Below are 23,182 nucleotides of genomic sequence, written 5' to 3'. Positions count from 1 at the left end.
TAGTTATAAAAATCAGTTCGAATACTGATAGAAATAGCCCTAATTCCTTCAAAGATTTTATTAACTTTGGCAATACAAGTATTGTTGGTAAACAATTATATATAAAACACAGAATCTATTTCGAAAACTGCAAAAAGAACCTACTCGTTAACCATTTTTGCATTAACCAAAAACTATACTTCTCAGATGAAAAAACTATTCCTTTTTGTATTGCTGGCTACTGCAATCTTTAGCTGTAAAAAAAGTAATGAAAATTGGCAGCAAGCAGCATCAAATCCAGAATTTTTAAGGAGAACTCAATTACAACTTACAGAGTCTATTATCCACGATATTTTTGCACCTCCAGTTTCTAGCCGTATTTATATGTATTCGGCCTTAGCGGCTTATGAAGCGTTGGCAGCAGGCAACTCTAATTACCAATCAATGGTAGGACAGTTGAAAGGATTCAAAAAAGTAGCAAAACCTGAAGCAGGTAAAGAATATTGTTATCCAGTGGCAGCTGTACATGCCTATCTAACTATTGGTAAAAGCTTGACTTTTGCACAAGAAGTTTATGTTGATTTTGAGAAAAAACTTGAGCAGGATTATAAAGCAACAGGTATTCCAAGTGATGTATATGAGCGCTCGATAGCCTTCGGTGATTCGATAGCGGCATCAATTATGAATTACTCAAAAGGAGATAACTATAAACAAACTCGTGGTTTTCGTTATACTGTAACTCAGAAAAAAGGAACTTGGGTACCCACTCCTCCTGCGTACATCGATGCAGCAGAGCCATATTGGTCAAAAATCCGTCCTACGACATTGGATACCTCATCTCAGTTTATGCCCCCAAAACCATACGAATACGATATGGCTAAAGGAAGTAAGTATTATGACATGGTAATGGATGTTTACAATACGATTAATAATCTTACTGAAGAGCAAAGAAACATTGCTAATTTCTGGGATTGTAATCCATTCAAAATGAATATTACAGGTCATGCCATGTTTGCTACTAAAAAAGTTTCTCCTGGCGGTCACTGGATGGCGATTGTGACACAAACATCTCGTCAGCTAAAAGCCGATATTTATCAAACATCAGAAGCTTACTTGTTGACTTCAATGGCTGTTTTCGATGGATTTATTTCTTGTTGGGACGAAAAATATCGTTCTGTTAAAGTTCGTCCAGAAACAGTTATTAATGAAGTGGTAGACAAAAACTGGCAACCAGTTCTTCAAACGCCTCCTTTTCCAGAATATCCTTCAGGACACTCTGTAATTTCGGGCGCAGCAGAGGTGGCACTTTCAAGTGTATTAGGCAATAATGTAGCGTTTGCAGACTCTTCTGAAATGCAATATGGTTTGCCAGTTCGTAATTTCAAATCGTATAAAGATGCCGCAGAAGAAGCTTCTATTAGCCGACTTTACGGCGGTATTCACTTCCGTCCAGCTTTAGATTTAGGACTAGAGCAAGGTCGAAAAGTAGGTAATTGGGTAATCACTAAGGTGAAGACACGCAAGAAATAAAACGGTTTATCAGTATAAATCTCACGAAGTCCCAAATTTCATCGTAAATTTGGGACTTCGTTGCTTATAAGCAACTAGGAGCAAATCCACCAATAAGACTTTTTACATCATAAATGATGTAGATGCTAAAATAAAAGCCAATAATGTCCCTTCCTCAAGCTTTATTAGATTCGCTTAGTCAGGTTACTGGATACCAAGTCGATTCTTTTATCAAAACGCATGAACTAGGAGAGTCTCCAACGTCAATCAGAATTAATCCTGATAAAATAAATACTCCCCCAGCCCATCTGAATATTCAAAGTCCTGTGCTTTGGAATCAATATGGCTATTACCTTAATGCACGTCCAGCATTTACTTTTGACCCTTATTTCCATGCAGGTACGTATTATGTACAAGAAGCAAGTTCCATGTTTTTGGAATATGCTGTCAAGCAAAGTATCGACCTCGACGAGGACCTAAGAGTCTTAGACTTATGTGCTGCCCCTGGAGGTAAAAGTACCCTATTGGCAAGTTTGCTAAGCCCAGATTCGTTGCTCGTAAGCAACGAGGTCATCAAAAGCCGTGCAAACATTTTGGTAGACAATATGAGTAAATGGGGCTTAACCAATACCTATGTAACCAATAATGATCCAAAAGATTTTAGTAGAATAGGTGGCTACTTCGACTTAATTGTCGTAGATGCACCATGTTCAGGTTCAGGGCTTTTCCGTCGTGACCCAGAGGCTGTAGTTGAATGGTCATTAGATAACGTTGCTATGTGTAGTCAACGTCAGCAGCGAATTTTAGCTGATGTTTGGGATTCACTCAAAGAAGGTGGCATTTTGTTGTATTCGACCTGCTCATATTCTGAAGCTGAAAACGAAACTATAATGGACTGGGTAATTGATAACCTTTCTGCTAAAAATATAGTTTTAGATAAAAAAGACACAGATACTATACAGCAATGGGGTATCGTACGAACAGAATCGCCAGAAAATAAAGCTATTGGGTATCGTTTTTATCCTGACCAAGCCAAAGGAGAAGGCTTTTTCCTAGCGGCATTCCAAAAAACTAAAACTGATTACAAACCTTTTCACCGACCACATATTAAGCCTCAACGTACCAAAAGTTTCAAACATGAAAAAAGTGTTTTAAGCCAATGGATTACGGGCTTAGAAGATTACATGTGGTTTGAAAAAAACGATAATTTCTATTTAATCAATCCCGAACACGAGAGTGACCTCAAGATTTTACAAAGTAATTTGTATATCAAAAAGGCTGGGATTTTGTTAGGACAAATTGGAGCAAAAGATTTGATTCCAGAACATGAATTAGCCCTTTCGACAATACTCTCTGAACAGGTACCTATTTTGAATGTTTCTTATGAACAAGCAATTGCGTACCTTCGCAAAGATGATTTTGTACCCGATACCAATCAGCGAGGCTGGTGTGGTATTGCTTACGAAGAGCATATTTTGGGCTGGGGAAAGGCATTAGGAAATAGATTTAATAATTATTATCCCAAAGAATTACGTATTCTGAGCCGTTTGCCCTAAATTTCGCATTATTCTCCCACAGATACCCCTAAAAACAGAAAAACTAGAGCGTTTTGTAAACGAAAAAAAAATCAGACGTTTATACTCTAACTATTTTTTCTATTTTTGTACTGAAATTGTAATGTCTGCAAATCGGATTTTAAAGAATTGAACAATTGTTATTTGAAAGTTTATTTTAAGTGATAATGTATTTCGAAAAATCTGAAAATTAAGTGTTTATAAACTGAAAATAGCACACAGTAAGTAAACTTGATAGTAGCTCGCAAGACAAACATGCACCTCAAACTACTATTTAGTGTATAAGCTGTAAAAAGAATCGCATGGTTAACGAAGAAGCAAACGAAATTAAACAGCAACAGGCTGCCAATCCTCAGGAGGAAATCGACGCGACAACCGCACAGGTATTAGAATTGGCCGAAAACACTGAAGCTGAAACAACTGACGTTCACACAGTTGATTATTCTACTTTCCAAAAAAATGACTTTGTTGAGCTATTGTCAAAATTACTTGACGATGTCAAAGAGCAACCTTCGGTAGCTGCTTTCCGCAAATCAGAAGATGTTCTTAAGGAAGTTCGTCCGCTTTTTGAACAGTTCAAAACAGCAGAACGTGCAGAAGCTCTTGCTAAATTCAAAGAGGCAAATGATGGCTCGGAAGATGGATTTGAGTTTAAATTCGATGAAACTATCGAAAAATTTGATAAACTCTTTAAAGCACTTAAAGAAGAGCGTGCAAAGTATTTTAATCAAATTGAAAAAGAGCGTGACAAGAACTTTAGTCAAAAAACTGAGCTTCTTAACCGCCTTAGAGCTATTGTTGAAGGAGAAGACAACACTGATCCTGCTCAAATCAAAGCAGGTTTTGCTGAATTCAAAAAGATTCAAGATGAATGGAAATCAGCTGGTAACATCAACTCGCCTCACAACAATACTTTGTGGCAAACTTATCATGCCTTAGTTGACCGTTTTTACAGCAACAGAAGTATCTACTTCGAATTGTTGGAGCTTGACAGAAAACGTAATCTTCAACACAAAATTGAACTTTGTTCAAAAATCGAAAAAATTGCTGAAGCCGCTAAATCAGATACCGTAACTGGTAAAGTTTTGGATGAAGCAGTCGCTATTTTCGAAGAATATAAGCATATCGGTCCTGCTCCGAAAGAAGAAAACGAGCTAATTTGGACGAGAGTAAAAGAAGCGTTAGACGTAATTTATGGCAAACGCCGTGAACAATTAGAAACGCAAAAAGCAGAATCAGAACAAGTTTATACGCTCAAATCTTCAATTGCCGAATTGGTTGAAACATTCGCCAATTTTACCACTGAATCTATTTCAGAATGGAATGAGCGTACAAAAGCACTTTTGGCGTTACAAGACCAATGGAATAATGTGAAAGGTTTTATGCCTAAAGAAAAAGGCAAAGAGCTTAGCGACAAATTCTGGGGTAATATCAAGGCTTTCTTCAAAAATAAAGGTGAGTTCTTCCGTCAATTAGAAGGAAAACGTGAAGAAAACTTGAAAGCAAAAGTAGCTATTATCGAACAAGTAGAGGCACTTTTGACTTCTGGTGATGATTCACAAGATGCTACCAACAGCGTAATTCAATTACAGAAAGCTTTCCGTGAAGTAGGTCACGTTCCAGAAAAAGATAAAGACAATATTTACGAACGTTTCAAAAAAGCTTGTGATAGCTTCTTTGATGCAAAACGTGCGAAAAACCAAAATATCGAGAAAGAGTTTGAAGCAAATCTAGCGAAGAAGGTAGCACTTTGTGAGCAAATTGAAGCAGAAGCAGTTGAAGGAGCAGATACTTCAAAATTAGCTGAGTTCAAAGCTCAATGGGCAAGTATTGGCTTCGTACCGAAGAAAGATATGCAATCAATTGGTAAGCGCTATATCTCAGCTATCAACAAATATGTAAGTGCGATGGGTAAACTTTCTGGCAAAGAAAGAGAACAATTAGCACTTCAAACAGAAGTTGATATTTTGAAATCTAGAGGCGATTTTTCACCAAGAGAACTAGGTAAAAAAGAAAACGATATTCGTCGTAAGATTCAGCAAATAGAAAACGACATTTCGTTGTACAAAAACAACTTGGAGTTCTTTGCAAAATCTAAAAATGCAGATAAACTTCGTGTTGATGTAGAAGCTAAAATCAAGAAAGCAGAACAAGATTTGGCTCATTTCAAGCATCAATTGAAAGTAATTCGCGAAGCAGAGAAATAATTTTGCTCGAAAGAACATAGAAAAACAAAAATAGGATGCGAGTTTCGCATCCTATTTTTGTTGATAGACGCTAGTCCAATATTTTTTTCAAAAAAAATCATTTGTAAGGTTTTTGTAACATTCTTGTTATCAAAAAATTACCGACAACTTACAAAAAACTTTCATTTTTGCGGTCAAAAACATTTGCATATTACAATCCAAGCCACTAATTTTGTATCACGATAAGCGACAAACGTATCGCAGTTCGTTGAAAAAAGCCTCCTTAGCTCAGCTGGTAGAGCAACTGACTTGTAATCAGTAGGTCATTGGTTCGATCCCGATAGGAGGCTCAAAAGCTCGACAAATGTCGAGCTTTTTTGTTTTATAACGATTCCTAACGTCTCATCTTATCGGGAGTTTCTCCAGTAAATTGCTTAAAGTCTTTGATAAAATGTGCTTGATCAAAGAAGTTATTTTCATAACAAATTTCCGAAAGTGATTTCTTCTCCCCTAGCGCATCGAGCACCACATTGAAGCGCACAATAGAGGCAAACTTCTTAGGCGAGGTTCCAACAAGCTTACGAAAACGCTTTTCAAACGGACTCGCACTGATGTTTAGCCTTTCATTTAATTCTTTCACACGAATACTCCCTTGACTTTGATAAATCAATCGAACGGCCTCCATAATCAATTGATCTGTTCGAATACGTTGTAGTTGAGAAAGAAAAAACTGCTCTACTATTTGTATTCTTTGCGTATCTGTTTGTGCCAATGCGAAGCGCTCTTGTATTTCATCGACTAATGATTTTTCAAAAATATATTCTAGTCCAATACTTAAATTAAAAAGCTCATTTGCGGGATGCTTCGTAAAATGAGCTAAACCTATTTCTGTAAAAAACACTAATAATGTTCCAATCTTAGGAGAATTCTTAAAGACTTTGTAGCTATCCACTATCCCTGTAATACCTGCTGTATGTAAAGTAGAAGTTTGATTTTCTTGAATAACAGCAAGGCTACCTTTATATTGAAAACCAATTACTATACCCAAAGACGGTAACACTTTATACTCCGACTCATCCTCCATTTCTGTAATAACAAATTGCTTGATATAGGGTCTCAATGGCTCAGATGGTTGGATTATTTCAAATTTCATTTCACTTTTTTTTAGAACTAAAATACTAAAAACGAAAGACTTAGAGGTTCAGTTGAAATATTTAAAAAAAATATTCACAAAAATACTTGCGTGACATCTATGAAACTACTAATTTTGCACCACGTTAAACGACAAACAAATCGCTAACGTTGAAAAAAGCCTCCTTAGCTCAGCTGGTAGAGCAACTGACTTGTAATCAGTAGGTCATTGGTTCGATCCCGATAGGAGGCTCAAAAGCTCGACAAATGTCGAGCTTTTTTGTTTTATAGCCCTATTCTATTAAGAACGATCCTTTGCCCACTTCTGTAAACTATTGACGATCGTATCTAAACTAAAAGGTTTACTCAAATAGTCGTTCATCCCAGCATCTTCGATTTCCTTTTGGCATTCATCAATAGTATTTGCTGTCATCGCAATAATAATTGGTTGTTTTGAATGCAATTCTCTAATTTTTATAGAAGCTTCGTACCCATCCATTTCTGGCATTTGTACATCCATAAAAATTAAATCAAAGTATCTTTCTTGAGTCACCAATAAAGCTTCAAGTCCATTATTGACCATTTGGGGTTGATAACCCAATTTATTCAACACTTTTCCTATTAAGTATTGGTTCATAGGGTTATCTTCTGCCACAAGTATTTCTAATGGATACTGTTGAGCAAAATCCGTAAAAAGCTTTCTCTGATGAATGACATTCGCTCCATCCTGGGCTTTCTCAGTCTTTTTTAATATCATCAGAAGGGTTTTACTTAGCAAGTGCTGTTTTACAGGCTTGGTGAGCACTGCAGCAAATAAATCTTTATGGTTTTTATGCGAATCATCCGTCACTGAAGTCAGTAAGATAATAGGCAAGTTTTTTCGCTGTTCACGAATATTTTTAGCAAGCGTTATTCCATCCATTCCTGGCATTTGACGGTCAGTAATAACCGCATCAAAAACTACGGTTTCGTCTGCCAATAATGTCAGTGCTTGGGCAGCTCGCTCTACTAAAACAACTTCCAAGCCCCAAGAGCTCAACTGTTGGTTAAGAATTTTCAGATTGGTTTGATTATCATCAATGACCAAAACTCGTTTATTGTCAAAACTTACCTCATTGAGTAAGCGATACGATTGAATAGGTTCTTTACTAACTTTTGAATGAATCGTAAAGTAGAAATTACTTCCCTCTCCTTCCTTACTTTGAACCCCAATAGCACCACCCATCAATCGAATAAGTTTTTCGCTAATAACAAGCCCCAAACCTGTTCCACCATATTTGCGTGTTGTAGAGGAATCTACCTGTGAAAAAGCACGGAATAAGCGAGAAAGTTTATCTTCTGGAATTCCAATACCAGTATCAATTACTTCAAACAATAAATCGACGTGTTCTTCATGTTGCTTTTGAAGTTGAACTCTTACTAAAATTTCACCTTTAGAAGTAAATTTAATAGCATTTCCGACTAGATTAAGTAACACTTGACGCAAACGTTGCTCATCGCCTACAATTTGCTGTGGCACATTGTATCCAATTTCGTACATAAGGTCTAGACGAGCTTCGGAAGCCTTTGAGGCAAACACATCAAGCATTTCTTCAACGCAAGCTCGCACATCAAAGATTCGCTCTTCCAGTTCCATATTTCCAGATTCTATTTTAGAAAAATCTAGAATATCATTAATCACCGACAACAAGTCTTCGCCACATTGCTTAATGGTTCTTACATAACTAATTTGTTCTTCCGACAGATCTGTTTCGTTGAGTAAGCCAGTCATACCGATTACACCATTCATAGGCGTACGAATTTCATGGCTCATTGTAGCCAAGAAAATACTTTTCGCTTTGTTAGCTTTTTCTGCCTCCAAACGAGCTTTATGCTCTTCATCTGTGGCTTTTTGTAATTGAATGGTTCTTTCTACAACCTCTTTTTCTAATCGTTCATTTTGTTTCTGTATCGTTCGTACTCGTAGCCAATACACCAATACTATGATGCCTATTCCTAGAAAAAGTACCAAAACTTTAAACCACCAAGTCATCCAAAACGGCGGAAGTATTACTATTTCAAGCGTTATACCTTCAGAATTCCAAATGCCATCGTTGTTAGACGCCTTCACCTTAAACCAGTATGTACCAGGGTTTAGGTTGGTATAAGTTGCACTTCGATTACTGCCTACATGATTCCATTTCTTATCAAAACCTTCAAGTTTGTAAGCATACTGATTTTTCTCTGGAAGGGTAAAATTCAAAGCAGCAAACGCTAAAGTAAATACAGACTGATCATAATTGAGGACAATTTTTTTGGAAGCATTGATATGCGTTGGAAAATCAGGATTCGAAAATCCTGTCTTGATAGGAGTATTAAAAATCGAAAGATCAGTAATGTATATTGGAGGCACAAAGGTATTGTCTTTGATGCTATCGGGATAAAAGCTGTTAAAGCCATTAGGGCCACCAAAATAAATTTCCCCATCTTGGGTCATGAAAGATGCTCGAGCTTTGAATTCATTACTTTGTAAACCATCCGCCAATGAATAGTTTCGAATATCATTTCTATGGAAATTGAACCTTGTCAAACCTTTATTAGAGCTAATCCAAAGATTTCCTTTTTTGTCAATTACAATGCTTTTAATGGCATTATTAGCAAGGCCATCAGTTTCTGAGAATCTTTTAAATTTACCAGTTTTGATATTCAGCAAATTCAGACCACCGCTTGTTCCTATCCAAAGATAACCCTTGGGACCATCTGCAAAACAAGTGATATAATCGTTAGAAATACTCTGTGGGTCGTTTACCTGATGAATGTATCGAGCAAATGATTTTGAGCTTGGAATATATCGTGCGACGCCCGTTTCTGTACCAACCCAAGTTCGTCCATCTCTATCTACAAAAACAATATTAATATTATTGTTAGGAATTGAATTTGAGTTAGTTGGTTCATGTTTGAAAGATGTCACTTCATGAGTCTGAGCATTCATCATGCACAAGCCCCCATTCCAAGTGCCAATCCAAAAATTATGCTGGTGATCTCGTACAACGGAATTTACGCTCCACGAACTAATTCGAGATTTAGGGTCAGAGGTATCAATAGAATAATTTTCAAATGTCTTCGTCAGAATGTTGTACAAACCAAAGCCTCCTCGATGATAGCCCAATGCCAACATAGCAGGGTCAAAATAATCAACAGCAATTACGTAATCTGTTCGTGGGCTATTGGGATTAGAAGGGTTATTTTTGATAAAATCAAAGGCTTGGGTCTTACGATTGAAATAATTGATTCCTCCCCCATCGGTACCAATCCATATTTTGTCTTTTCCATCGCCAGTAATCGACAAGACAAAATTGTTGTTTAAGCTGTTACTGCCTATCTGATTTTTGTAGCTTTTAAACTTTCTTCCAAACTTTGGCAAGAAGTTTACACCACCCGACCATGTGCCCACCCACATATTCCCAATATCATCACGATAAATACTATATACCGAGTTATTGCTCAGGCTATTGGGGTCATTTGCATCAAATTTATAAGTGATAAATTGTAAACTTTTAGGATTCAGCACACTTAATCCACCGTTTTCTGTACCAACCCAGATGTTGTTTTTTTCATCCTCTTGAAGACAAAGAAGGTCATTATGCCCCAAGCTATTGGGATTATTGGCTTTGTGTAGAAACACCTCAAAATCATCTGAAGATTCGTTGTAGAGGTTCAATCCTCCCCCTCTAGTACCAATCCACATTCGGTTATGACTATCTTTTAAAACACTTGTGACCCAATTGTTTGACAATGAATGTTGATTACCTTCTTGGTGATAATAATTACGAAAGCGTTTGGTATTAGGATTAAAAAGCGATAATCCATTTTTGCAACCAATCCATAAATTTCCTTTGGCATCTTCCGCCATTCGATACACATAGTTGTCAGCTAAAGAATTTGGCTGATTATCAAGATGTTTAAAAACACTAAAGTTATTCTTAAGTCCATTAAATAGATAAAGACCGTCGGCAGTTCCCAGCCAAAGGCGTTGCTTGGAGTCGATAAATAAATCTCTAATTTTTATATCGGGAAGTTGTGTTGTGTAATGGGTAAAAACCTCTGTAGTTTTATCAAACTTATCAAGTCCTCTTCCTGTGGCAATCCACAGATAGCCTTTTGAGTCCTCGACAATGTCGAATATATTATTGTCAGAAAGCGAATTGGCGTCGTTTGGATAATGCTTATAAATAGTAAATGTGTACCCGTCAAATTTGTTCAGACCTTCTTGGGTAGCAAACCACATAAAGCCCTGTTTGTCTTTTAAAATAGCACCAACCTGACTTTGAGAAAGTCCTTGATTAGTACTATAATGAATAAAATATGGCTTGATTACTTGTGCAATAGAACCATTGCACAATTGCAGCCACAAGACCAACAAGCAAATTACACGAATCATAGTTGAATAGGACAGGATAGCTATGGTAAAGCCTCCCCTCAAATTAGATTGATGGTTTATTTTGGCATGTATAACTACAGCCTTTTATGATTTTCTAAAATGGATTCTACGTTTATGGATAAGGACTTAGAGATTCAATTATAATAAATACAATTCAAAATAATTTTCTTATTATAAGACTTCTTAGGCAGGATATTTTAAAATCAAATATTTTCTAATTCAAAGTTAAAAAAAAATAGGGATTCTTAAAACATACTCTATTTTTTTTGAGTTACTGTTACAAATACAAAAATTTAAAACAACACTTTCTACTTTTATCAAAAATGTACGACACTTATCAAACAATAACAAATATATAACACAACATATAATAGCATTTATTTAAAATATTGAATTTCAGTGCATTACGTTAAAATAAATTGTACAAAAACAGAAATATTTAGTTATACACATTTAATTATAAATTATTTTACCAACCCAATATTCTACGTACATCATAAATTTTCCCCTTATTTCAGGAAAATTCTTTTATTTTTTTCTTGCATTGTTCGTTTATAGCTACTATATTTGTTCAAGTCAGCTTCAAGTAGTCTCAATTTTATAAATAAATAAACTTGTAATACCTAGTCACTAGATAAACCGTCTTTTTAGTTAAGTATTACAATGTTCTGTAACATTTGGAAAATGCATTATTAGTTTGAAGCAAGAAGCATAATTAAGTAATACTTTTAAATGAGCAACACAAGGTACTACTATTGATTATCTCGTCTTTTCCAAATTCCCTTTTTTTACGAAAAATTAATCTTTTTTCAACTCATAGTCGTATATATCTCTATAGTATATCGGCGAGGGTTATTGTTTGCATAGTGGTTTTTAAAAATCAATAACAAACATATTATTTCCGAATCCAGAACAAGCAAATTCAACTATCATTTTATATTATTTCCACACTATATTTATCGCAACACATTAAAAGATTATAATTATGAAGAATTTCCTTACTTTGTTAAAAAAATCTGTTGCTAATACGTTGGTTAGCAACTCATTGATGGCTCTTGTCGCCCTTGTTTTATTGTCAAGTCGTGTTTTTGCTCAGTCTGAAAGTGTTAAGTTGGATTATTTTAGTTTAGCACTTGCTAATCAAGATGAAAAACCTAAAGCGATGTTCTTTTTTCAAGAGGTTTTGGGTGCAAACTTGATGACCAACAACGATCAAAACATTTATGAATTTGAGTTACCCAACTCTCCCGTTATCAGAGTATTCAAAAAAGAAAAACCAGAACCAAACGCTACTTGCAACTACAACAAAAGCGTAGAAAACTGGGGCTCATGTATCAACAGTTATGGTTTGGCATGGATTGTTGTTGCTACTTCAGATTTGAAAAGAACGGCCAAAGAATTGAAAGCGGCTGGCTATCCAATCAAATACAGCAAGTCAATGCTTCCTGACGAACCTACTACTGAAGTATTGATTACTTCGCCTTTCAATAATCAGTTGTTTTTGTTTGTTCAACGTGAGGATGTTAGCGCTTCGACTTGCAAAATCGAAAACATCCACTTGGTAGTAGAAAATTTAAAGAAATCAATTGGTTTCTACTCTGACACAATGGGTGCTTCAGACATTGAGTATGTAAGCGACGTATGTGCCAAAGTTCAAATTGGTGGACAAAACTTTATTCTTGCCGAGCCAGAAGGATTATTGTTGGAACCTTCTCAGTTTAACAATAGCACTAACAACGAGGCAAGCGTGATTAAAGAACACTTCGGATTCTTATTCAATGACTTCGAACAGGGTATTTATGCAATCAACGGCAAAGGTTATTATTTCAAACATACCCCACAACCACAGTATCGTGATAACAAACACAGTCATTTTTCAAATGGTCAAATCTTAAGTCCTGATGGCTTAGTGATTGATTTGGGCGATATGGCTGTCAGCAGATATTCTAGACAATAATTTACTTTTCTCGAAATTTCCTTAAAACAACATTATATTCCTTACTTATTTTAAATATATCTATTTTGTAATCGTTAAAATTTAAGGTAGCCCTCAATGGAAGGCTACCTTTTTATTTGCTATTTTGTGCAGGTAAAGCCTAGATTCAGTAGAGAATATTAATTTTGTATACTTTCATTAAAATCATCTTGTATCGACAATATGAAACTAAGAGCATATATTTTGTTTTTGTTACTCGTAGGCGCCTGTCAATTACTAACAGGCTGTATTTGGGCAAGAAGATGTCCCGAAAAAACATGTAGAGTCAGTACAGAACATCGACATGAAGGGGGTAATTTTCGTCCTCGGGCGGCATTTTCTTGGGTTACAACCAAAAAACACTGGCCTTGGAGTAGATTAGGCGGAGGGAAAAAATACAATGGTAAAAAAGATAAAAAGACAGGAAAAAAGAAATTCAAGTACTTGTTGCCAGGCGAAAGAGTTGATTTTGACAAAAAGAATTAGCGCTTAACACTGACAGGCATACGTAGGAACTTGATTGTACTAAGTTCTTGTTTTATCACAAAGGTCTAATTGACGTAATGCTTACAGCCTAAAGCTTAGGGCGGGTAAAATTCTTTTAATTTTGCCCATTAACTTACTTATCTGAAAATTCATGAATTTAATAAAAGTTGCAGCTGGGGTGGTCAATCAAACACCTTTGGCATGGGAAGGCAATAAAAGAAATATTATTGGCTGTATCGAAGAAGCCAAAAGCCAAGATATCTCAATCTTATGTTTGCCCGAGCTATGTATTACGGGCTATGGCTGCGAGGATATGTTTTATGCCTCTGGAACTTGCGAAACAGCCTTAGAAATACTCCAAGACATCGTTGAGGTTACTTCGGGCATTATTGTCTCGGTGGGCTTGCCAATTCGTATCAACAACAGGGTGTATAACGCTGCCTGTTTGATTGCGAATAAACAAATTCGAGGCTTTGCTTGTAAGAAGAATTTAGCAAATAACGGATTACATTACGAAACTCGCTGGTTTCAACCTTGGCCAGACAATCAGCGTACAGAACTTACTATCGGAGAATTTAGCTATCCTGTGGGAGATTTAATCTTTGAAGCAGGTGGCGTAAAAATAGGATTTGAAATATGTGAAGATGCTTGGATTGCCAATCGCCCTGGGCGCTCACTTTATTTGCAAGGAGTAGATATTATCCTGAATCCAACAGCTTCGCACTTTGCGTTCTTCAAAACTCAAACTCGTGAACGCCTTGTTCAAGACGGTTCAAGAGCTTTTGGGGTCGCTTATATCTATGCCAATTTGTTAGGGAACGAAGCTGGTCGTGCTATTTTCGACGGCGATGCGATGGTTGCACAAGCAGGCGAAATGTTGGTTTCGGGTACTCGCTTTAGCTATAGTGATTTTTATTTGACACCTGCCGTGATAGATATTGATAAAGTTCGTTTGGAGCAAGTTCAAAATCGCTTAACTTTTTCAGGAACCTCACAAAAAGTGCCATTCTTATATGACTTCCCTCCTATCAAACCTATCAAGCAACGTTTTGAATTGGAGCATTGGGAGGCAAAAGGTTTTCAAAAAGAAGAAGAGTTTGCACGAGCTATTGCCCTAGCCTTGTTTGATTATCTCAGAAAGTCTCGTTCATCGGGTTGGGTCATATCACTTTCAGGTGGAGCCGACTCTTCGGCTATTACAGGTCTGTGTTATTTGGCGATTGAGCTTGGTGTTGCTGAACTAGGGCTAGAAGGCTTCAAACAAAAATTGGGACATATCAAGAAAATTCAAGATTGTCAAAGTGTTCAAGAATTATCGAAGGCCTTGATTACCAATATCTATCAAGGAACTGAAAATAGCTCAAATGATACACGCTATTCAGCAAGTTCACTGGCAGAATCACTCAATACGACCTTTTACGATATTAATATCAATGGTTTGGTAGAAACCTACAAAGATTTAATTCAGGGAGCTATTGGAAGAAATCTTTCTTGGGAAACCGACGATTTGGCTCTCCAAAATATCCAAGCGAGGGTTCGCGCCCCAAGTGCTTGGCTTTTGGCAAACATCAATAATGCTTTGTTGTTAGCTACCTCAAACCGCTCGGAAGCTGCCGTTGGATATGCCACTATGGATGGCGATACTTCTGGTTCTATTTCACCAATCGCTGGTATTGACAAGCATTTCTTGCGTCATTGGTTACGTTGGTTAGAACATACAGGGCTAGATGGTCAGCTAAAACTTTCGGGTTTGAATGCGATGAACAATCTGCAACCAACCGCAGAGCTTCGTCCATTAGAAGCAAAACAAATCGACGAAGAAGATTTGATGCCTTACGACCTGCTGAATGCTATAGAAACAGCTGCATTTAGAGATAAAAAATCACCAAAAGATTGTCTTGAGCTAATGGAGTTGGAGTTTGAGGGTATTTACAGTAAAGAAAAATTGGTCATGAGTATCGACCGCTTTTTCCGCTTATGGAGTCGTAACCAATGGAAACGCGAGCGTTATGCGCCAAGCTTCCATGTCGACGACCGCAATCTCGATCCTCGCAGTTGGTTACGATTCCCGATTTTATCAGGTGGGTTTGAAAAAGAATTAGCCGATATGCACGAATATGCCAACGATTCAAAAGGAAAACAAAGAAGAAGTCGTATTGGATTTTAGGGATTTCAGCAAACCCGTGGAGAGTATTCTATGAACTCCTCCACGGGTTGTATCTTGTCTAGATAGGTAAAATCCTTAAAATAATATGTACTTTTGAGAAAAGATTTTAACCCTTTTCACATTATTCATTAAGCTTTTTGGCAGAGAGTTTCTGTCATATACTTTATGCTTTTAGCAATTGATATAGGCAATACAGATATTGTTTTTGGTGTAAACGATGACCAGCAGTGGATTCACCAGTTTCGCATAAGCTCCTCTTTTTCACAACGTTCTCAAGATTATGAGGCGCAACTTCGTTTGCTCTTCTTAGAAAATTCGCTCAAACTTAGCGACATTCAACATATTATTATTAGCTGTGTTGTTCCTGATTTACGAGCTGTTATTAAGGATATGTCGGTAACCATGTTTGGTATTCATCCCATGATGGTTGGTCCAGAAATGTACGACAAGCTCAACATGGAAATTTTGAGTCCTTATGAGATAGGTACAGATTTGGTATGTAATGCGACTTATGCTTATTACACTTACCAGCAAAATTGTTTGATTGTCGATTTTGGGACAGCGCTCACTTTTACTGTTGTTTCGGGTGAAGGCAAAATTTTGGGTGTTTCGATTGCTCCTGGGCTTAAAACAGCGGTGAAATCCTTGTTTTCCAATACGGCACAATTACCTGAAGTACCCCTTTCTATGCCCGAATCAGCCATTGGTAAAAATACCGTCCATGCGATTCAAGCAGGGATTTTGTGGGGTTATGTAGGAATGGTCAAAGAAATGATTCATCAAATCAAGCTAGAAGTTGGACAAGAATGTAAAGTATTGGCAACTGGCGGGCTTTCTTCTATCCTGACTCCTCTTCGTTCTGAGTTTGATGAAGTAGATAAGACCCTTACCTTAAATGGTTTAAAGATTATTGCTTCTTTATAATACAATGCTTCAGGATGTGTTTAGACGCACATCCTGAAGCAAAAGTTTCTACAAATTACAATAAGAGTACATTTGTTCTTCCCTCAGCTCTTTTCATTTACCTCTCATAATCAACCACTTATCATAATTTCTTCCGTTAACTAAAGTTTTTTTACAATTTTTACAACATCGTCTGCAACCTTTCATTGCACTTCTGCATCCTATCTACAAATTCTCTCACAGGTCTTTTTTTTCTTCCAAATGCTTTCTTGGCTCAATTTACCATTTATCATTTGGAGAAGCCAGTCAGGTAGTTTGCATTGCAAAGTAGCTTGTTTAACAATTAACTTTGAATCAAATCTCAAAGAGAGATATAATACTCACATTACCTCAAGTGCCTCTAAACCTATTTGAGACACGATACAATGATAAAACACTTCAAAAAGATGAAACGATTTATACTTTCGGCAATCATTACTTGTGGATTGAGCTATGCGGGAATGGCACAAGTAAAAGGAAAAATTACTGGCTCGGTTAGCGACAACCAACATAAAATTGTAGAATTTCCAACGGCAACGTTACTTAAAGCCAAAGATAGTACCTTGGTAAAAGGTGCTTTGGGCGATGCTAACGGGCATTTTGAGTTTGAATCCGTAAATGCGGGTGAATACCTTGTAAGCGTGACTCAAATGGGATACAAAAAGTATTTTACGCCAAAAATCATTATTTCGGAAGGAAATAATAATATCAACTTGGCAAGTATTGTATTAGTAGAAGAAAGTAAACAGCTTGGCGAAGTTACGGTATCTGCTCAAAAGCCATTTATCGAACGTCAGGTTGATAAAACTGTAGTCAATGTCGAAAACAGCATTATGGCGGCTGGTTCTACTGCATTAGAGGTATTAGAGCGTTCTCCCAATGTGATGATTGATAAAGATGGAAACATTAGCTTGAAAGGCAAACAAGGTGTACGTGTCATGATTGACGGTAAGATTTCTTATTTATCGGGTCAGGATTTAGCGAACTTTTTGCGTAACCTTTCGGCTGAGCAATTGGCTCAAATCGAAATTATGACTAACCCTTCATCAAAATATGATGCAGCAGGTACGGCAGGTATTATCAATATTAAGTTGAAGAAAAATGTCAATATGGGCTTGAACGGTTCAGCCAACGTAGGTATTGGTCATGGTAAATATCTTCGTGAAAATGCTGGTATCAACCTTAACTATCGTAATGGCAAGGTAAATGCGTATGGCAACTATAGCTGGAACGAACGTCGCCAAGAAAATACCAATGATATTTACCGCTATTTCAGAGCACAAAACGAAATGTATCATGCCGACGGAAAAAGAATGAGTTTTAGCTACAATCACTCTTTAAAAGCAGGCGTAGATTATTTTATTTCCGATAAAACAACAATTGGTGTCTTGGTCAATGGTTCATCAGGAAGTTGGGGCGCAGACTCGGCTTTGACGGTAACAACCAAGTATGTCAACAACAAGCTTACACAGACTATTCCGACAGCAAATAATGTATCGCAACCTTGGAAAAATATCTCGACTAACCTAAACTTAAAACATACTTACGATTCTACTGGTAGAGAATTGACTGTCGATTTGGACTATGCATATTACGACAATCGCTCAAGCAACGACTATATTACGCAATACTTTAATGGAGGAGATTTGACAAGCAAATTCCGTTCAGACTCTACTTTGGTAAATAAAAGTCTCTCAAGTATCAACCAGTATTCATTTAAGTTAGATTATACCTTGCCTGTATCGAAAGATACAAAATGGGGTATGGGGGTAAAAGCAAGCTATGTTATTACTGATAATGATTTAAGATTTTATGAAAAATTAGAAGGTAGTGGTTTGAATTTGTTGAAAAGAAATAGCAATCAGTTTGTGTACAAAGAAAATATTAACGCAGCATATTTAAACTACCAAACCAAGTGGAATAAATTTAGTGCACAGTTGGGCTTGCGTGCAGAATGGACAATCGCAGATGGTAAATCTACTAGTTATGAAACCTTAAAAGATTCGACTTTTACCCGTGACTATCTGAAGTTATTCCCAAGTGCATTTGTTCAATACGAGGCAAACAAGAATCATACATTAGGCGTAACCTACAGTCGCCGTATCGACCGCCCAGGGTATGACCAATTAAATCCATTTGTCTTTTTCTTAGACCCTTATACTTATCAGGTTGGAAACCCTTATTTGCGTCCACAATTGACCAATTCATTTGAATTAACGCACTCATACAAAGGCATTATTTCTACAACGATTAATTACAGCCATACGTCAGATTTTATGTCTGAAATCTTGAAGCAAAACGATGCAACACGAGCTACCTATCAAACGGTAGACAACTTGGCAAAACAAGATAACTTTGGCGTGACGATTTCGGCTCCAGTGCCAATTACAAAATGGTGGATGAGTGTAAATGAGTTCAACTTGAATTATACCAAAGTACAGGGAGCTATTCAGAACATCAATGTAGTTCCGTCAGCAACCAACTATTATTTCAACTCGAATAATACATTTAGTTTGGGTAAAGATTACAAACTTGAATTGGGTGGATGGTATGTTTCAGGAGGTTTGTGGAGTATCTTCAAAATCAACTCTCAAGGTGCAGTAAACTTCGGTATCCAGAAAACATTGCTTGACAAAAAGGCTACTTTGAAATTGAACGTTCAAGATATTTTCTTTACCAACAAAGCTACAGCGACAACACAATATGGCTCAGTTGATATTATTTCAAGCAATACATGGGACAGTCGTCAGGTTCGTTTGACATTCAGCTATCGTTTTGGTAACTCAAAAGTATCTGCTGCTCGTAACCGCTCAACTGGTTTGGATGAAGAAAAAAGTCGTGTGAAGAATGGAGGAAACTAACAAAATGTGGAATTTTGAATAAGGAGTTCCGAGTGAAACTATAAATCAGTAAATAAACAAAAAGACTTGAGATTGGAGAGGTTACTTTCCGTTCTCAAGTCTTTTGCTTATCAAGAGGTTGCCGAGTTGCTTTTGTTTTTTCATAGATACTTTTACTAGCTTACGCGATACATTGTCGCGCTCTGGTTGCGAAGCATAAAAGCTAGAACTGCTTTCCAGAATGATTTGCGACTATTCTTTTCAGATTTTACACTACCTTTCGTAGTTTTTGAAGCTGCGGCATTTTGTGATTCCTTCACAATTAAATCTGCCAATAACAAATTGTATTTCATTTTGAGAGTATTTGAGTGAAGAGTGTCTTCCAATCATTTATGGAAGGTTGCAAGAGATAACACTTATGCAATTTTCTGTAAATCAAAAAATTACGCAACATTTAACACTCTATAACTAAACCAGTGTTATCTCGTTTGGTATTATGACACAAAGTTAAAGCATTAAGTTTCAAAGAACCTAAAAAATATAATTTTTCCAACACAAGTTCTTTATTTACTACAATTTTATTGAATTTTACCAAGAATAAAGCCTTTAAATAAGTCAATTTTATCCTTTATTTCCACAAAATCAAAAATGGCTATCGAAACAAGATTCGATAGCCATCTGTATAAATTAAAGAAAAAGAATGTCTATAAAGCAGTTTAATCAACAATAGTTAACCCTGGTTTTCAAATTCGTCAGGTAATTGTCAAGAGAATAATTATTCAGGCTGGATGCCTATGATGGTAGTAAATCGACCAGTATTACCTTTTTCTTTTCGAAAAGAGTAATAGTCGTCATTATTTAAAATCGTAGAATACTGAGAAACTTGAATGTTTTCGATAGGAACACCGCAGTCTAACAGTTGTGAAAGGTTAGCCTTTTTCAAATCGATTAAATACTTTTGGCGCTCGTCGTCAAACCTTTTAAAATCTGGTTTAAATTCATCAGCAACCTCGATACCTACTTCAAAGTTTTTCTCATCGATACAAGTACCGACATAAGCAAAACAATTTTCGGGTCTTGTCCCAAACTCTTCTTGCATTTTCTGAAGCGCCTTTGCGGTGATTTGTCTGACTGTTCCGCGCCAACCTGCATGTACTGCACCGACTGCCTGTTTTACAGGATCATAAATCAGAATTGGTGTACAATCGGCTACTGTTACACTCAAAAAAACACCTTTTCTGTTTGAAACCAATGCATCATAACCTTGAAATGTTTTGCCTCTAGTTGCCACAACCACCTCATCGCTGTGGGTTTGTCGAGAATGTGCTACTCTACGTTCTCCAATTCCTAAGGCATCATACAAAATTCTGCGGTTTTGAATAATTGTTTCTTTTTTGTCACCACTATACAGGCCCAAATTGAGCGAAGTATAAGGTTTTTCGCTTACTCCACCATGCCTGGTGGTTTCTGCAGCAACTAAATTTGTAAATTGCTCAAAAATTTCAGGTCGTCTGAACATGTTTTATAAGTTTAAATTTTTCCCGCTACAAAGTTATAAGAATATCGAGTGTACATTTCAACCTTTCAATAAATGATATTTATAAGACAAAAAAGAGGGATAATTGCATTATTAGTGGCGCTAAGTATGAGCAGTTTATGGCTTTTCAGAAGCTACCTCTTTCCACAAAATATGCCCAAGGCTGGAATCGCACTTTCCTTTGATGACCGATACATCAAAGAATGGCATTTATTGCGTCCTATATTTAGGAAATATAATGCGCATGTAACCTTTTACTTGACTCAGCCTGATAGCCTTAGCTCAGAAGAATGGAATATGTTAAGTGAATTATCCAAAGATGGTCATGAAATTGCTTGTCATGGTGCAATACATACCCAATCCATACCTTTTGTGTGGCGTAATTCGATACGAGAATACTTTGAAGTGGAAATATTTCCCGCTTTAAACACCATGAAAAAACATGGCTTTAAACCTACGACCTTTGCCCATCCGGGAGGCTCTCAGTTTTGGTGGCTCGACCAAAAGCTCTACCAATATTTCAATCTATTGAGAGATGTTTCCCTGAAAAAAAGAAGGCTTGGGAATTGGGTATTTGAGCGAAAAATTGATGAGATCAATGAAATCTATTTTAAACCCAATCAATCCAAAAGCGTAAGTGCTTTAATGATTGATATTAGTAATGAACTCTCCGAAAAAGAGATAGTAGAAGTATTGAAAAAGGCAAAGAATACCCAAAGTGTTGCAATGCTTTTTGGGCATAAACCTTTATTTCAAACACCGCAGACAGGACAAGAATATGGATTTGAAGTCGAATTTTTGACGTATATTTTATCAGAAAGTGCTAAATTAGGTCTGAAAACCTATACCATGGCTGAATTAAGCCAATTCAACAAACCATAATTTTCATTCAATCCACAAGTGTTTGGCTCCGTCTTACACGCAAACATTACCTTTATTCATGAAAAAAAAATACTCCTTCATCACAACACTATTACTGTCGGCAACGCTCAGTCAAGCGCAAACAGCCGACTCAGTTATCGTTAAAAAATTATATGATGCTACTCTTACGCATGGACAGTCTTATGAATGGCTTCGTCAATTAACTACTCAAATTGGTGGGCGTTTGGCAGGTTCTGCCAATGCTGCTAAGGCTGTGCAATGGGGTAAAAGTGTACTAGAGCAAGCAGGTGCAGATCGTGTTTTCTTACAAGATGTGATGGTTCCTCACTGGGAACGTGGTGCAAAAGAAGAAGCATACATTGTAAATGGTAAGCAGAAAATCACGGTTCCTTTATTGGCATTAGGTGGCTCAATTGCAACGCCTAAAAAAGGATTACAAGCTGAAGTAATCGAGGTTCAAAACTTTCAAGAATTACGTGCCTTAGGAAAAGAAAAGTGCGAAGGAAAAATCATTTTCTTCAATCGTCCGATGGATGCTACAAAAATCAATACCTTTGAAGCCTATGGCGGTGCAGGCGACCAACGTCGCAGTGGAGCTAATGAAGCCAGTAAAGTAGGCGCTATCGGTGTGATTATACGTTCATTGAGTAACACATTGAACGATTACCCTCACACAGGCTCGATGCAATACGCCACAGGTGTTCCTTTGATTCCTGCTGGAGCTATTTCAACCAATGCCGCAGAACTTTTAAGTAAAACACTTAAAGAAAATCCTAAAACGCAGTTCTTCTTCAAACAAAACTGTGAAACCTTAGATGACGCTCCATCACACAATGTAGTGGCTGAAATTAAAGGCTCTGAAAAGCCAGATGAATATATTGTAGTGGGTGGTCACTTGGATTCTTGGGATGTTGCTCAGGGCGCACATGACGATGGTACAGGTATTGCTCAGTCGATGGAAGTGCTACGATTGTTCAAAGAACTAGGTATCAGACCTAAGCGCACTATCCGTATTGTTCTTTTTATGAATGAAGAAAATGGTAACCGTGGTGGTATCAAATACGCAGAGTTAGCGAAGCAGAATAATGAGAAACATATCTTCGCCTTGGAATCAGATAGTGGTGGTTTTACACCCAAAGGCTTTGGTATTCAGGGTGCTGCTGCCTCTGTTTTCGAAAAAATCCAAGGATATAAATCTTTGTTTGCTCCATACGGTTTACACGAAATCGAGCGTGGTGGCGGAGGTGTCGACATCGGCCCATTGGGTCCACAAGGAACAGTGTTGATTGGCTTTAAACCAGATTCTCAACGTTATTTTGAATATCACCATGCTTCGAATGACAAATTTGATACCGTAAATCAACGTGAATTAGAGCTTGGTGCAGCTTCTATGGCTTCATTAGTTTACTTGTTAGATAAATACGGTTTGTAAGAAACCTGAGTCGTTCCTAATTTAGTGATTTAGTGATTGAGCGGATGAGTGATTATGTTAAAATTTGTATTCTAGTAGTAGAGACCTATGCTGGTGCTGGACTCCCATCCAGCACCTACCTT

Annotated in this window: 14 protein-coding genes and 2 tRNA genes; 12 read left to right on the top strand and 4 right to left on the bottom strand. The window is 37.0% G+C overall.

Translation table 11 applies throughout. The features are described from left to right. The first annotated feature begins 186 nt into the window (after positions 1 to 186). The 4 genes from GVN22_RS12085 to GVN22_RS12070 all read left to right on the top strand — a co-directional run bounded on the left by GVN22_RS12085 (position 187) and on the right by GVN22_RS12070 (position 5,598). Entirely contained in the window at positions 187 to 1,509 is a 1,323-nt protein-coding gene (locus GVN22_RS12085; RefSeq protein WP_166551284.1) for a vanadium-dependent haloperoxidase, read from the top strand. Between the two features lie 143 nt (positions 1,510 to 1,652). Beyond that, a complete protein-coding gene (locus GVN22_RS12080; protein WP_166551283.1) occupies positions 1,653 to 3,044 on the top strand; it encodes an RNA methyltransferase in 1,392 nt (463 codons plus the stop codon). Positions 3,045 to 3,364: 320 nt separating this feature from the next. Continuing rightward, a complete protein-coding gene (locus GVN22_RS12075) occupies positions 3,365 to 5,269 on the top strand; it encodes a DUF349 domain-containing protein (protein ID WP_166551282.1) in 1,905 nt (634 codons plus the stop codon). A gap of 256 nt (positions 5,270 to 5,525) precedes the next feature. After that, a tRNA-Thr gene (locus GVN22_RS12070) sits at positions 5,526 to 5,598 on the top strand. Between the two features lie 44 nt (positions 5,599 to 5,642). Here GVN22_RS12070 and GVN22_RS12065 read toward each other — a convergent pair. Further along, positions 5,643 to 6,401: a helix-turn-helix domain-containing protein gene (locus GVN22_RS12065; RefSeq protein WP_166551281.1), complete on the bottom strand. Its 759-nt coding sequence runs from the start codon at positions 6,399 to 6,401 to the stop codon at positions 5,643 to 5,645. 158 nt (positions 6,402 to 6,559) lie between these two features. Here GVN22_RS12065 and GVN22_RS12060 point away from each other — a divergent pair. Continuing rightward, positions 6,560 to 6,632: transfer RNA gene (locus GVN22_RS12060), tRNA-Thr, on the top strand. Between the two features lie 48 nt (positions 6,633 to 6,680). Here GVN22_RS12060 and GVN22_RS12055 read toward each other — a convergent pair. After that, a complete protein-coding gene (locus GVN22_RS12055) occupies positions 6,681 to 10,799 on the bottom strand; it encodes a hybrid sensor histidine kinase/response regulator (RefSeq protein WP_166551280.1) in 4,119 nt (1,372 codons plus the stop codon). A 985-nt stretch (positions 10,800 to 11,784) separates the two neighbouring features. Here GVN22_RS12055 and GVN22_RS12050 point away from each other — a divergent pair. From GVN22_RS12050 to GVN22_RS12030, 5 genes are all read left to right on the top strand, one after another. Continuing rightward, positions 11,785 to 12,756 carry a VOC family protein gene (locus tag GVN22_RS12050; protein WP_166551279.1) on the top strand — a complete coding sequence of 324 codons (972 nt, stop codon included), beginning with the start codon at positions 11,785 to 11,787 and terminating at the stop codon, positions 12,754 to 12,756. Between the two features lie 201 nt (positions 12,757 to 12,957). Next, a complete protein-coding gene (locus GVN22_RS12045) occupies positions 12,958 to 13,260 on the top strand; it encodes a hypothetical protein (protein ID WP_166551278.1) in 303 nt (100 codons plus the stop codon). 151 nt (positions 13,261 to 13,411) lie between these two features. Further along, positions 13,412 to 15,427 (top strand): NAD(+) synthase, encoded by a 2,016-nt coding sequence (gene nadE / locus GVN22_RS12040; RefSeq protein WP_166551277.1) that lies wholly within the window; start codon positions 13,412 to 13,414, stop codon positions 15,425 to 15,427. A 165-nt stretch (positions 15,428 to 15,592) separates the two neighbouring features. After that, positions 15,593 to 16,351: a type III pantothenate kinase gene (locus GVN22_RS12035; protein ID WP_166551276.1), complete on the top strand. Its 759-nt coding sequence runs from the start codon at positions 15,593 to 15,595 to the stop codon at positions 16,349 to 16,351. A gap of 425 nt (positions 16,352 to 16,776) precedes the next feature. Continuing rightward, the gene (locus GVN22_RS12030) at positions 16,777 to 19,230 is read left to right on the top strand and encodes an outer membrane beta-barrel family protein (RefSeq protein ID WP_166551275.1); all 2,454 of its coding nucleotides are present in this window, start codon (positions 16,777 to 16,779) and stop codon (positions 19,228 to 19,230) included. Positions 19,231 to 19,385: 155 nt separating this feature from the next. Here GVN22_RS12030 and GVN22_RS12025 read toward each other — a convergent pair whose 3' ends face one another. Both GVN22_RS12025 and pgeF read right to left on the bottom strand, forming a co-directional pair. Continuing rightward, complete coding sequence (locus tag GVN22_RS12025) at positions 19,386 to 19,562, bottom strand: hypothetical protein (protein WP_166551274.1); 177 nt, start codon at positions 19,560 to 19,562, stop codon at positions 19,386 to 19,388. 422 nt (positions 19,563 to 19,984) lie between these two features. Next, entirely contained in the window at positions 19,985 to 20,728 is a 744-nt protein-coding gene (gene pgeF / locus GVN22_RS12020; protein WP_166551273.1) for a peptidoglycan editing factor PgeF, read from the bottom strand. Between the two features lie 72 nt (positions 20,729 to 20,800). Here pgeF and GVN22_RS12015 point away from each other — a divergent pair, with 72 nt between their 5' ends. Then, complete coding sequence (locus GVN22_RS12015; protein WP_166551272.1) at positions 20,801 to 21,628, top strand: polysaccharide deacetylase family protein; 828 nt, start codon at positions 20,801 to 20,803, stop codon at positions 21,626 to 21,628. A 58-nt stretch (positions 21,629 to 21,686) separates the two neighbouring features. Beyond that, positions 21,687 to 23,060 (top strand): M20/M25/M40 family metallo-hydrolase, encoded by a 1,374-nt coding sequence (locus tag GVN22_RS12010; RefSeq protein WP_166551271.1) that lies wholly within the window; start codon positions 21,687 to 21,689, stop codon positions 23,058 to 23,060. Positions 23,061 to 23,182 lie beyond the last annotated feature (122 nt).

This window comes from Cellulophaga sp. BC115SP (assembly GCF_009905545.1).
GTDB classification, from domain to species: domain Bacteria; phylum Bacteroidota; class Bacteroidia; order Cytophagales; family Spirosomataceae; genus Flectobacillus; species Flectobacillus rivi.
The sequence above is the reverse complement of the archived record's forward strand: the minus strand, read 5'-3'. Positions and strand labels throughout refer to the sequence as shown.

Coding starts and splice junctions, on each gene's coding strand:
- GVN22_RS12085 (WP_166551284.1), top strand. CDS start 187: ATGAAAAAACTATTCCTTTTTGTATTGCTGGCTACTGCAATCTTTAGC.
- GVN22_RS12080 (WP_166551283.1), top strand. CDS start 1,653: ATGTCCCTTCCTCAAGCTTTATTAGATTCGCTTAGTCAGGTTACTGGA.
- GVN22_RS12075 (WP_166551282.1), top strand. CDS start 3,365: ATGGTTAACGAAGAAGCAAACGAAATTAAACAGCAACAGGCTGCCAAT.
- GVN22_RS12065 (WP_166551281.1), bottom strand. CDS start 6,401: ATGAAATTTGAAATAATCCAACCATCTGAGCCATTGAGACCCTATATC.
- GVN22_RS12055 (WP_166551280.1), bottom strand. CDS start 10,799: ATGATTCGTGTAATTTGCTTGTTGGTCTTGTGGCTGCAATTGTGCAAT.
- GVN22_RS12050 (WP_166551279.1), top strand. CDS start 11,785: ATGAAGAATTTCCTTACTTTGTTAAAAAAATCTGTTGCTAATACGTTG.
- GVN22_RS12045 (WP_166551278.1), top strand. CDS start 12,958: ATGAAACTAAGAGCATATATTTTGTTTTTGTTACTCGTAGGCGCCTGT.
- nadE (WP_166551277.1), top strand. CDS start 13,412: ATGAATTTAATAAAAGTTGCAGCTGGGGTGGTCAATCAAACACCTTTG.
- GVN22_RS12035 (WP_166551276.1), top strand. CDS start 15,593: ATGCTTTTAGCAATTGATATAGGCAATACAGATATTGTTTTTGGTGTA.
- GVN22_RS12030 (WP_166551275.1), top strand. CDS start 16,777: ATGAAACGATTTATACTTTCGGCAATCATTACTTGTGGATTGAGCTAT.
- GVN22_RS12025 (WP_166551274.1), bottom strand. CDS start 19,562: ATGAAATACAATTTGTTATTGGCAGATTTAATTGTGAAGGAATCACAA.
- pgeF (WP_166551273.1), bottom strand. CDS start 20,728: ATGTTCAGACGACCTGAAATTTTTGAGCAATTTACAAATTTAGTTGCT.
- GVN22_RS12015 (WP_166551272.1), top strand. CDS start 20,801: ATGATATTTATAAGACAAAAAAGAGGGATAATTGCATTATTAGTGGCG.
- GVN22_RS12010 (WP_166551271.1), top strand. CDS start 21,687: ATGAAAAAAAAATACTCCTTCATCACAACACTATTACTGTCGGCAACG.